Origin of the sequence: Roseomonas sp. CAU 1739 (assembly GCF_039839775.1) — a bacterium.
In the GTDB taxonomy this organism is placed as follows: domain Bacteria; phylum Pseudomonadota; class Alphaproteobacteria; order Acetobacterales; family Acetobacteraceae; genus Neoroseomonas.
Window position 1 is genome coordinate 101953 of the sequence record NZ_JBDOQQ010000003.1, and the last position, 12086, is coordinate 114038.

Annotated in this window: 8 protein-coding genes; 6 read left to right on the forward strand and 2 right to left on the reverse strand. The window is 68.9% G+C overall.

The window, feature by feature from the left end; translation table 11 throughout:
• Positions 1-630, reverse strand: a complete 630-nt coding sequence (locus AAFN86_RS06710; protein ID WP_347542499.1) for an XrtA/PEP-CTERM system exopolysaccharide export protein — start codon at positions 628-630, stop codon at positions 1-3.
• Positions 631-1141: 511 nt separating this feature from the next.
• Here AAFN86_RS06710 and AAFN86_RS06715 point away from each other — a divergent pair.
• From AAFN86_RS06715 to AAFN86_RS06740, 6 genes are read left to right on the forward strand one after another with little or no spacing between them, the layout of a single operon-like run.
• A complete protein-coding gene (locus tag AAFN86_RS06715) occupies positions 1142-2491 on the forward strand; it encodes an exopolysaccharide biosynthesis polyprenyl glycosylphosphotransferase (protein ID WP_347542500.1) in 1350 nt (449 codons plus the stop codon).
• A gap of 25 nt (positions 2492-2516) precedes the next feature.
• Positions 2517-4568 carry an XrtA/PEP-CTERM system histidine kinase PrsK gene (gene prsK / locus AAFN86_RS06720; protein WP_347542501.1) on the forward strand — a complete coding sequence of 684 codons (2052 nt, stop codon included), beginning with the start codon at positions 2517-2519 and terminating at the stop codon, positions 4566-4568.
• Entirely contained in the window at positions 4565-5998 is a 1434-nt protein-coding gene (gene prsR, locus AAFN86_RS06725; protein ID WP_347542502.1) for a PEP-CTERM-box response regulator transcription factor, read from the forward strand. Before prsK ends, prsR begins: the two co-directional genes overlap by 4 nt.
• Positions 5983-8778 (forward strand): XrtA/PEP-CTERM system TPR-repeat protein PrsT, encoded by a 2796-nt coding sequence (gene prsT, locus AAFN86_RS06730; protein ID WP_347542503.1) that lies wholly within the window; start codon positions 5983-5985, stop codon positions 8776-8778. The genes prsR and prsT overlap by 16 nt, the downstream gene beginning before the upstream one ends.
• A gap of 55 nt (positions 8779-8833) precedes the next feature.
• The gene (locus AAFN86_RS06735) at positions 8834-10054 is read left to right on the forward strand and encodes a glycosyltransferase (RefSeq protein ID WP_347542504.1); all 1221 of its coding nucleotides are present in this window, start codon (positions 8834-8836) and stop codon (positions 10052-10054) included.
• The gene (locus AAFN86_RS06740; RefSeq protein WP_347542505.1) at positions 10051-11211 is read left to right on the forward strand and encodes a methyltransferase domain-containing protein; all 1161 of its coding nucleotides are present in this window, start codon (positions 10051-10053) and stop codon (positions 11209-11211) included. The genes AAFN86_RS06735 and AAFN86_RS06740 overlap by 4 nt, the downstream gene beginning before the upstream one ends.
• A 114-nt stretch (positions 11212-11325) precedes the next feature.
• On the opposite strand, the gene AAFN86_RS06745 is transcribed toward AAFN86_RS06740, so the two are convergent.
• Positions 11326-12075, reverse strand: a complete 750-nt coding sequence (locus tag AAFN86_RS06745; RefSeq protein WP_347542506.1) for a YdcF family protein — start codon at positions 12073-12075, stop codon at positions 11326-11328.
• Between the last annotated feature and the right edge of the window lie 11 nt (positions 12076-12086).

Below are 12086 nucleotides of genomic sequence, written 5' to 3' on the forward strand. Positions count from 1 at the left end.
TCAGAACCACCCCTGCGGGATCACCAGGGTGTCGCCCGGTCGAATCGGGATGTCCTGTGACATGTCCCCGTCGCGCAGCAGATCCGACAGGCGGACCGGAATCACCTGCCGCGGCGAGCCAGCGGTCTCGCGACGGATGATCTCTGCGCGATTGCCCGCAGCATAGCGGGTCAGGCCGCGGGCGTCGATCATGATGTCGAGCAGCGTCATGCCCTCGCGATAGGGCAGCGCCCGCGGCTGAGTGGCTTCACCGATCACGCGCACCTGCTGGCTGGAGGTGCCGACGAAGGAGCGCACGATCACCGTTACATTCGGATCGATGACGAAGCGGCGCAGCTTGTCCTCCATCTCCCGCGAGAGTTGGGTCGGGGTGCGACCCGCCGCCTCGATATCGGGCACCAGGGGGATCGAGATCCGCCCATCCGGGCGGACCGGCAGCCCGTTCACGGTCAGTTCAGGTGAGCGGTGGACATAGATGTCGAGGCCGTCGCCCGGACCGATGACATACTCCGGCGCAGGCCCACGGGTCGCGGAAGCGGTGTCTGCCGGAATGGCAGTGTTTTGGGCGCATGCGCCGAGTGTGACGGTGAGGGCGGCGACGAGGATCATCGGTCGGCGCTTGGTGCTCATTCGCGCGTCTCCAGTATGCCCAGGATAGCGGGCCTTGATTTTGAAGCCCTCGCCGATCGGCGACAGGGCACACGATGTCATCGCTAACAGTGCCGATGTGCCGAGCCCGACTTTATGCCTCGGCACTCGGCAGATCAATGAAACAAGGCATTCGATCATTTAATGGATTCTCGACGAACGCAGAGGTTCAAAGGTTTTCCGCCTTGCTGTCGAAACGTATGTGATCACATTAAGAATTCGCGGTTTGGTTGCATTCCATGGATTGGATCTCGTATTTCTTGTCCGGATTTCAAGAATGCAAGTCAGAACGCGAAGATTTACGTTTACCCGGGGGGCGATCGAACGGTATCGTGTCATCGTTCCTGCGAGACGGGACGGAAATTGAGGTAGTGAGTGCCATGCGAAGGCAGGGCGCTGTATTGTCGCTTTTATTCCGCCCGACCAGAAACGGGCGCGACTGTGTGCGTCGCGTCGGTGCATACCTTCAGCGGGGGCGTTGGGGGCGACATTCATGAAGTCACACGTTGGGAGGAACCAGCACCCAGGTCTGGCCATTCTCATTGTGATGGACTTTGCGGCTGCGTTTGTTGCCGGGATTGTTCTGTCCGGAGGGCGGATGAATGGTGCCGACCTGATGGCGGTGAACCACTCTGCGCTTTCTGCCGCGGCGATTGGTGTGGTCTTCGTCACTGTGCTCGCGGCCTGCGGGCTCTATCAGGCTCAGGCGTGGTTCGCCGCACGCCGGCTCGCAGGACGATCGATCATGGCAATGCTTCTCTTGACGCTCGGCACTGCGCTTGTGGTCACGGTGGTGGGAAACGCGCCGCCCGCGTCGCAGATGTCGTTCTGGAGTATCCCGGCGCTATACGTCGCCCTGGTGGCCACGATGCGGCTCGGCCTGGCGTCAGCGCTGGGGAGCTGGCTGGTTCGGCCGCGGCTGGCGTGGATCGACGCGGCCGGCCTGCACCCGGCGACGCCCTTCGATCACGTCCACACTGTATTGGGTATCGCGCCGCATGAACGTCCGATCGCGCTTCAAGATGGCGCCGGGCAGACCGCCGGCCGCGCCGTGAAGGAACTCCGCCGCAATGGCATACGTGCCGCGGTCGCTACGGACCCGGACGCTGTGACGCCAGCCCTTCGGGGCGCGTGTGCCGAGGCGGGCGTTCGCGTGATGAGCGCATGTGAGTTCCGCGAATTGCAGCAGGGCAGGGTCGATCTCGATATCCTGCCGGAGGCTTGGCTCGACGCCACACCCTTGGCGCGGGAGGGTGCGGTGACTGCGGCGCTGCGGCGTGGCTTCGACATTGTCGGAAGCCTAGCGCTGCTGACGATGACACTGCCGCTGCTGCTGCTGACCGCACTGGCCATCAGGATTGAAGGTGCAGGACCGATATTCTACCGACAGGAGCGCGTCGGCTTGAATGGCCGCGTGTTCCGGCTGTTCAAGTTCCGCAGCATGAGCGTCGATGCGGAAGCGGGCGGGCCACGCTGGGCGGTGGCACGCGATCCCCGCGTCACCCGTGTCGGCCGCCTGATAAGGCTGACCCGGATCGATGAGATTCCGCAGGCAATCAATGTGTTGCGCGGTGACATGGCGCTGATCGGCCCGCGCCCCGAGCGGCCGAACTTCGTCGAACACCTCGGCGCCGTCATCCCACACTACCACAGCCGCAGCGCCGTGCGTCCGGGCATCACCGGGTGGGCGCAGATCAACTACCCCTACGGCGCCTCGGTCGAGGATGCGCGCAACAAGCTGTCCTACGACCTGTACTACCTGCGCCATCGCAGCATCGGGCTCGATATCGCCATCATCCTCGGCACCATCCGCGTGGTGCTGCTGCAGGAGGGTGCGCGGTGAACCGGCGCACCGACGCCGCGCGGCCATGACGGCGGAAGCCTCGGCGACGCTGCATGCCGGCTGCGCCGTGGCCAGCCTGTTGCTCACCGCGCTCATCCTCGTGACCGGCCGCGGGCGCGCCGCCCTGCTCCCTGCGGCGGCGAGTGCCGGCACCGCGGCCTGGGCAACCGCCGTGGCGTTGGCGCCCGGGGCGCCGCTGACCGACCTGGCCGGCACCCTTGAGATCCTGCGCGGAGCCTTGTGGTTCGCCCTGCTGCTCGGTCTTGCCTGGCGATTTGGAGGTCAGCGCGCGCGACCGCTGCTGCGTCGCTTCGCCATCGGAGGCGCGGCGGTCGCCACCATCGCCTTCGCCGCGACGCTGCCCGTGGCGCAGGGCGTCCTGACGGCGCCGAGTTTCGCTTCCATCGCCATTTTGTCGCGTATCGGGCTTGCCCTGCTCGTCGTGCTGCTGGCGGAGAACCTCTACCGCAATGCCAGCGAGGCGGCGCGTTGGCACGTCAACCTGCCCTGCATCGCCCTTGGCGGACTCGCGGCTTTCGACGTGCTTCTTTATGCCGAGGCGGCGATCTCGCGCAGTTTTACGCCGAGCATGCTCGATGCGCGCGCCGCGCTGACCGGTCTTGCCCTGCCGTTGCTGCTGATCGCCGCGGTGCGCGACCGCCGCATCCGGCGCGACCCCCCGGTCTCGCGCGAAGTGGTGTTTCACGGCGCGACGCTGCTGCTGGCGGGGAGTTTCCTGCTGATCGTGGGTGCCGCGGCGGAGCTGTTGCGCCATGTCGATGCGGCCTGGAGCCCGGTGGCGCAGGCGAGCCTACTGGCGGCGGCGGCCATGGCGCTCGCGGTGGCTGCGACCACGCGCTCGGCACGTTCGCGGTTGCGGCGCCTCGTCGTCGACCACTTCTTCACCGCCCGCTACGACTACCGCCGTGAATGGCTGCGCTGCGTCGCGACGCTCTCTGCCCCGGAGGATGAAGCGCCGGCCGCCGTGCGTGCCATCCGGGCCATCGCTGATGTGGTCGACAGCCCAGGCGGCGCCCTGCTCCTGCGCGAAGCGGGCGCGTCGCGCCTGGCCTGGGCGGCGAGTTGGAATGCGCCGAACGCGCCCATGGCACTCGAGTCGGACCATGCGCTGCTGGGGAGCCTGCGAGGCGGTACCTGGATTGCGCAGTTCAACGGCGATGCGTCGGTCGATCTGGTGGCGGCCTTCGGCTCGGTCTGGCTGGCAGTGCCGCTGCCGCTGCATGCCGAAGGGCTGTTCGGGGTCGTCCTGCTCAAGGCGCCGCGCGCTGCCTTCGTGACGGACCAGGAGGTGTTCGACCTGCTGCGCACCATCGGGCGGGAGGTCGCGATGTTCCTCGCCGAACGACGCGCCGCCGAGACCCTGGTGGACCAGCGACGCCTGCAGGACTACGCGAAGCGCTTCGCCTTCGTCGCCCATGACGTGAAGACGGTCTCCAGCCAGTTGACCCTGTTGCTCGCCAATGCCGAGGAGAATATCGGCGATCCGGAATTCCAGCGCGACATGCTGCTAACAGTCCGGGCCTCGGCCGGGCGCATCAACAGCCTCATCGCCCGGCTGCGCCAGCCCGACGAGGAGATCGGCGCCGCCGGCGGACCGGCCGGCATGGTGCCGCTGGAAAGGTTGCGCATGCTCGTCGCCGACCGCCGCCGCCCGGTGCGGATCGAGGATGACGGCGCGGCCGGGGCGCGCGTTGCCATGGCCGCCGAGCGCTTCGACACGGCGATCCTGCATCTGCTCAACAATGCCTGCGACGCCTCGGCGCCGGAGGAGACGGTGCGCATCCGCCTGCGCTGCCAGGGCAACCGGCTGGTGATCGACATCACCGACCACGGCCCCGGCATGACGCCGGAATTCATCCGCGACGAATTGTTCCGCCCGTTCGGCACCGCCAAGCCCGACGGCACCGGCATCGGCGCCTGGCAGGCGCGCGAGATCCTTCGCGAGGCGGGCGGCGACCTAGTCGTGCTCAGCCACCTAGGCGCCGGCACGACCATGCGTGTGACCCTCGCACTCGATGCAGCGGCCATGGGGCGACAGCAGGAGGACAGGGCATGAGCAAGCCCATCCTACTGGTCGTCGAGGACGACCCAGGCCTGTGCGCCCAATACCGATGGGCATTTCCCGGCTGCCGGGTGGTGATCGCCAATGACCGCCGTCAGGCCGAGGCACTGGCGCGCAAGGAACAGCCCGCGGCGACACTGCTTGATCTCGGCCTTCCGCCCGATGCCGAGGGCGTTGCGGAAGGCTTCGCGACGCTCGAGGCGCTGCGCCGGGCGCATCCCGGCATGCCCGTGGTGGTGGCGAGCGGGCAGGGGCAGCGCGAGAACCTGCTCAGGGCCGTCGCCCTCGGCGCCTATGATTTCTGCGAGAAGCCGGTCGACCTGGCTGTGCTGCGCACGGTGATCGACCGCGCGTTGCGCCTTGCCGAGCTGGAGGAGGAGAACCGGCGCCTTGCCACCGCACCGCGGCCGAGCCCGGTGAAGGACATCATCACCGCCGATGAGGGCATGCTGAAGGTCTGCCGCACGGTGGAACGCCTCGCCGCTGTCTCGGTACCGGCGTTGCTGCTGGGTGAGAGCGGGACCGGCAAGGAGGCACTGGCGCGCGCCCTGCATTCGCTCGGGCCGCGCGCCGCCAAGCCCTTCATTGCCATCAACTGCGCGGCAATCCCCGAGAACCTGTTGGAAAGCGAGCTGTTCGGCCATGAGCGCGGCGCGTTCACCGGCGCGGTGCGCCAGACGCCGGGCAAGATCGAGCACGCGCATGGCGGCACGCTGTTCCTCGACGAGATCGGCGAGATGCCTGTCACCCTGCAGGCCAAGCTGCTGCGCTTCCTGCAGGACCAGGTGATCGAGCGCGTCGGCGGCCGCGCGCAGATCCAGGTCGATGTGCGCGTCGTCTCCGCCACCAACCAGCCGCTCGATGCGCTGGCCGAGACCGGCGGCTTCCGTGGCGACCTGCTGTACCGGCTCAACGCCGTCACAGTACGCATCCCGCCCCTGCGCGAACGCGGCGGCGATGCGGTGCTGCTCGCCAATTGGTTCCTCGCCCGTTTCGGGCGTGAATTCGACCGCCGCTTCCGCGGCTTCGACCCGGCGGCGACGGAAGCGATTGCCGCCCATACCTGGCCCGGCAATGTCCGCGAACTGGAAAACCGCATCCGCCGCGCAGCGGTGATGGCGGATGGCCCGTTGGTCAGCGCGGCCGATCTTGAACTCGCCGCGCCCGAAGCCTCGGTGGATGAGGATCTCGATCTGCGCGGGGCCCGCGCGCGGGCCGAACGCACCGCGGTCGAGCGCGCCCTGGCGCGCAGCCCGGGCAACCTGACCGGTGCGGCAAAGCTGCTCGGGGTCAGCCGGCCGACGCTGTACAGCCTACTGGAAACGCACGGGCTGGCTGCGGCGCGGGCCTGCGGCGACCCGGCGGATACGGCCATCGACAACCCCGATCCGACGCAGAGGAGCGACGCATGGCAAACACTGTGAAACACGCCCGGCTCAACCTCCTCGCCGGGGTGGTCTGCGCAACGCTTTTTGCCTGGCCGGCTTCGGCGTCGATGGAACGCGCCAGGCAGGCACAGGCACGCGGTGACCTGCGAGCCGCGCAGATCGAACTGCGCAACGCGGTGCGCACCGCGCCGAATTCGGCGGAAACACGCGCGGCGCTCGCCGATGCGAGCCTGCAGGTCGGCGACTTCGACACCGCGGAGAAGGAAGCACGCGCCGCGATCGAACGCGGCTACGACCGCGCTGCCGGGACCGCGATGTTGCTGCAGGCCTATCTCGGCCTGCGCCGCTTCGACCAACTGCTGACCGACTTCCCACCAGTCAGCGAACCCGCCGCCCTGGGTGGCCAGATCGCAGCGGGCCGTGCGCTGGCGCAATTGGCCAATCGTCAGATCGAGGAGGCACGCGCCTCTGCCGCCGAGGCAGTCCGACTGGCCCCCGGCACGCCGCAGGCGCATCTGGCCGTGGCCGAGGTCGCGCTGGTTGGCCGCGACTTGGCCGCAGCCGAGGCCGCAGTGGACCGCGCGCTCTCCGCCGATCCGCATTCGGTGACGGCGTTGATGCGCAAGGCGCAGTTCCAGTTTGGACGCAACGAATTTGCGGCAGCGGCAGCCACCGTAGCCGTGGCCAACGTTCAGCAGCCAGGCAATATCGTGGCGCGCAGCCTGCGCGCCGAGGCTCTGATGCGCCTCGACCGGGATGCCGAGGCACGGGCCGAGATCGACGCCGCGCTGCGCACTGCGCCCAATGCGCTGGCCCCGCTGTTCCTGCGCGCTGCGCTCGAGGCTAAGGCGGAGGACTGGCGGGCGGCTGATGTCACGCTGCAGCGGCTGGGCGGCCAGGTGGTGAATTTCCCTGGTGGGCTGCTGCTAGTGGCGCTGACCAAGCGTGCGGTCGGCCAGCCGGCGCAGGCCGAGGATGCCGCCCGGCGCTATGTTTCGCGCCAGCCGGAGGATCCGCGCGGCGTCCGCCTGCTCGCGACGCTGGAACTGGCCGGCGGCCGCACCGCTGATGCCATCGCCACTTTGCAGAACCTGGTCCGCCGCGGGGCAGCGGATGCCGCTACGCTCGACATGTTGGGCCAGATCGAGGTCTCGATAGGCCAGCCCCAGGCGGCGGCCGAAGCGCTGCGTCGTGCTGCCGAGTTGGCGCCGAGCAATGCGGAACTGCTCGCGCGCCTCGCCGCCGCACGCCTTGCGTCCGGCGACGTGGTCGGCGCGACCGAGGCTGCCGAGGGTTCCCTGCGTCTGGCGCCAGACCAAGGTGGGGCGCGGGCGATGCTCGCGGTCAGCGCGTTGATGGCGGGCGACGTTCCGTCGGCCGAGGCCGAATTCGCCCGCATGGCGCCCGAAGCGAAGCTCACGCCTGGCGGCCGGTTGCTCGAGGCTGCCCTGCAGGCCGTGCGGCTTGACCTGACAGCGGCGCGCGCCACCTACACGGCGCTCCTGCGCGACGAGCCAAACTTCCAGGCAGCGCGGCTTGGGCTGGCACGGGTGGCGGCAGTCGAAGGCAAGTACGAGGAGGCTGAGGGGCTGCTCGCCGAGGTGTTGCGCAACGAACCAGGCAGCCCGGTCGCCGCGCAGGAGCTTGCGAGTGTCGCGGTATCCCGCGGACCGCGTGCGGCCACGGCACGCGATGTGCTGACGACCGCTCAGGCGGCTGCGCCCGACAACGCGCAGCTTGCCTCGATCACGGCGCGCGTATTGCTGATGACGGGGGAGGCGGCGCGCGCAGCTTCCATCCTGGGCACCGAGGCGCTGCAAGGGCGCGGGCGGGGCGCGCAGATGCCGATGCTGCTGGCCGAGGCGCGCGCCGTGGCGGGCGACCTGGCCGGGGCGGAAGCGGCAAGTCGCATGGCGCTCGCCGAGGACCCGCGCAGTGCCGCGGCTCGCCGGCAGTTGGCGATCCTGCTGGCGAACAAGGGCGATATGGCGTCGGCTGAATCGGTACTGCGCGAGGGCCGCGTCACCCAGCCTGGCGATCCCGTCCTGCAGGGCACGCTGGTCGGCTTGGTACGGCAGGCACGCGGACTCGATGCCGCACTCACCATGGCCGCACAGATTGCCCAACGACCCGAGGCGCTGCCGGCGGCACTGCTCTTGCGCGGCGACCTGCTGGCCGCGGCCGGACGCAGTGCCGACGCGGCGCAGGCCTACACTGAATCCTATGCCATCGCGCCATCATCAGAGCTGGCGATACGGCGCGCGACGATGATGGCGGCTGCAGGCCGGCTGCCGGATGCCGCTGCGGCGTTGGCCGATTGGCTTGTGCGCGAGCCGGAGGATCTGACGGCATTGTCGTTGCTCGCGCAATTCGACTTGCAGGCCGGGCGCTACGAGGATGCCGAGCGGCGGCTTGATACGGTCGTGGCGCGGCGACCGGGAGACGCGACCGCGCTCAACAACCTCGCCTGGTCGCTGGTATCGCGAGGGGTTGAGCGCGAACGTGCGCTGACGCTCGCCGAGCGCGCCTATTTCCTCGCACCCAGCCCGGCGACTGCCGACACCCTGGGCTGGGTCCTGGTCCGGCAGGGCGCGCTGCAACGCGGGGTGGGGCTGCTGCGTCAGGCGACCGAGGGCAGTCGCGGCGAACGCGGCCCCGACGCCGCCATGACCTATCGGCTCGCCTACGGGCTCAAGGCGCTCGGCCAGCGAGACGAAGCGGTGGCGGTGCTGACGCCCGTGCTGGCCAGCGGCAACGTGTTCGCCGAAAGGCCCGAGGCGGAGCGCCTGATGGCGGAATTGCGGGCCGGGCGTTGAGGATGAGCCTGCACGGAAAATGCCGCGCCATGCACCGTCGGGTCGGGCGCGGCCCATGCGGGTGATGGCCTTCAGCACGGTCTTCCCTAGCGCTGCAACGCCGGAACATGGGCTGTTCGTGCTCGAGCGGCTGCGTCACTGCGCGGCCCATGCGCAGATCGAGGTGTTGGCGCCACGTGCGTTCCACGCCCGCCCCGCGGTTCCGTCGCGGGAGAGCATCGGCGGGCTTGATGTCAGCCATCCGGCCTTCTGGTATTCGCCGCGCTACGGCAAGGCGCTCGATGGGGCGATGCTGTACCTGTCCTCGCTGCGCGCGGCTCGGGGCGTCATGCGTCGCTTCGACTTCGACCTGATCGACGCGCATTTCGGCTATCCGGATGGCTTCGCGGCGGTGCTGCTTGGGCGCAGCCTGAACCGACCGGTCGTCATCACGCTTCGCGGCACGGAACCGCTCGTCGCCGCGGCGGATCGGCTGCGCCGGCGCGCCCTGGCCTGGGCGCTGCGCAGGGCCGACCGACTGATCGCCGTCTCGCATCCCCTGGCCGAGGGCGCGCGCGACCTGATGGCCGAATATGGGCCGATGGAGAGCGCCCCGCCGATCGAAGTCATAGCCAATGGCGTTGATGCGCGGCGCTTCGCCCCGGGATCGCGGGAGCAGGCGCGCCGGGACCTCGGCCTGCCGGAAGGCGGCCGGCTGCTCGTTTCCGTCGGCCACCGCTCGCCGCGAAAGGGCTTCCAGCGCGTCATCAGGGTCCTGCCCGAGGTGCTGCAGGCGGCCCCTGATCTGCGCTTCGCGGTCATCGGTGGGGCTGGCGGCGAGCCTGATAACGGGCCGGAGTTGCGTCGCCTGGCCGATGAACTCGGCATGGGTGACCGCGTGATCCTTGCCGGGCCGCTGCCACCCGGAGGGGTCGCTGCCTGGCTGCGCGCGGCGGACCTGTTCGTGCTGGCGAGCGATCACGAAGGATGCCCGAACGTGGTGTGGGAGGCGCAAGCCTCGGGCCTACCGGTGGTCGCCACGCGGGTCGGTGAGATACCGCGAATGGTGCCCGAATTCGCCGGCCGCCTCATCGACCATGCGGAGGATTCCGCGGCGCTCGCTGCCGCGCTGATTGCTGGGTTGGCGGGCCCCTTCGATGTCGGTGCGATCCGCGGCTGGGCGGAACGGCATACCTGGGACGATGTTGCCACGCGCGTTGTTGAACAATGGCGTCTGGCCGTGGCGAGCGCGCCGGCGCTGGGCCGCCGGGCCACGAGCGAAGGGGTTGCAGCATGAAGATCAGGCTTCTCGACATTCTCCGCTGTCCCGCATGCAAGGCGGCTCTGACGCTGCATTGCATCGGCGAGGAGCAGGGCTTGGCGGGGACCGGCGACAGCCGGCCATCGCTGCAGCAGGACATCCGCGAGGGCTTCCTGCGCTGCACGACATGCCCGATGCTTTTCCCCATCATCGCCGGCGTCCCGCGGATGATCCGCAATGCCTATGAGGAATACACACCTTTCTATCTTCAGCATCGCGCAACGCTGGCAGCGCTCGATGGCATGGAGGTGATGCTGCGACAGCTCGGCAGCGTCGATGCCAGCGCCTTCGACCGGCGCAGCAATGAGAGCTTTGGGCGCCAGTGGCAGGAATACCAGTACGAGGACCGCACCTGGTTCAAGGACGACCTTGGCCTGCGGCAGGGCGAGTTCCTCATCTCCATGGACCTGCCGGCCAATGCGCTGCGCGGCAAGTTGGTGCTCGACGCCGGCTGCGGCAACGGCAAGCTGACGACCTCCATCGCCAGCTATGGTGCCGAGGTCGTGGGCATGGACCTCTCCCGCAGCGTCGAACGCGCCGCCGCGCATGCGGAACAGCAGGAGGCCGCCGGTGCGCCGCCGGTGCATTTCGTGCAAGGCAACATCCTCGAGCCGCCCTTCGCGCCCGCCACCTTCGATCACATCCACACCAGCGGCGTCCTGCACCACACGCCGGATACCTGGCGCGCCTTCGACAGCTTCCTCGCCCTCGGCAAGCCTGGCGCGCATGTCTACGTCCAGTTGTATCGACGGCGCGAACCGTGGATCGGCATTCCCAACGCCGCCATCCGCAGCATCACCTCCCGTATGCCGGTCGATGTCACCTGGAAACTCTGCTGGCACCTGGTGCCCGCGCATACTCTCGCGGTGCGGATGGTTGCCCGGATGCGCGGGGAAGCGACGCCGATCACGCAGGCGAACCGCCGGGAACGCACGGTCTCGCTGTTCGACAATTTCAGCCCCCGATACCAGTACCGCTATGATCCGGGAGAAGTGGAGGCGAAGTTCCGCGCCGCGGGGCTTGAAGCGGTGAAGGATGTCACCTTCGACAATGAGGCGCGCCACATGGTCGCCTTCGTCGGCCGCAAGCCGGGCGGTACCGATGCCGCGGTGCCGGTCAGCTGCGCGGCTTGAAGCAGGTCAGGCATGACTGGAATCACCTGGCGGGTTGAAGGTGCCCGCACAGACTTGTGATCGTTGCGGCTTGCGTGCGCGCAGTCGAACGCAAGCCGCACCAGGGATGGCGCTTCAACCCGGCGGGACGGCGCTGCCGTCGCGCAGGCGATAGACCAGTCGCCCTGCCCATTCACGCAGCGCGAACCAGCTTGCCGCGAGGTGGTCGGGCCGCGGCGTCAGGCCCGAGAGATCGAAGCGCTGCCGTGGCACCTGCCGCACGGGCATGGCGGTGACTGGCATGCCTAGCCGCGTGAAGGATTCGAGGGCGCGCTGCATGTGCCAGCCATGGGTGACGAGATAGGCCGACGCGATCCCCGACTGTCGCAACATGGTGGTGCCGAAGGTGGCGTTCTCGTGGGTGTCCGCCGCCGCTTCCTCGACCCAGCGCACTGGCACGCCGAAATCGGTCTCCAGGCTGCGAGCCATCAGCCTGCCAAGTGAGGGCTCTCCCGTCTGCTGCACACCGGCCGTGACGAGAACCGGCAGACCGGTCGCGCGCTGCAGCTTTGCCCCGGCGCGCAGTCGCTCGAGTGTGAGGGGGCCGACATCCGGCGCGCCATCCCGGTCGCGCGCGATCTCGGCGCCCAGGATGATGATCGCCTCCGGTTGCGATGCCGGGGCGCCGGTGCTGCGCTCCAGTTCGAGAGAGCGTTCCAGCAGGCCGGAGACAAGGGGTGTTGCAAGCAGCATTGTGACCAGCGAGGCGAAAAGGACCAGCGCCGCGGCGCCCCTGGCGCGCCGCCAGGCCAGCACGCCACCGGCAGCAGCCGCCAGGATCATGAGCAGCGGCGGCAGCAGGATGGATGTGAGCAGGTTCCGCATGCTGCTCTCCG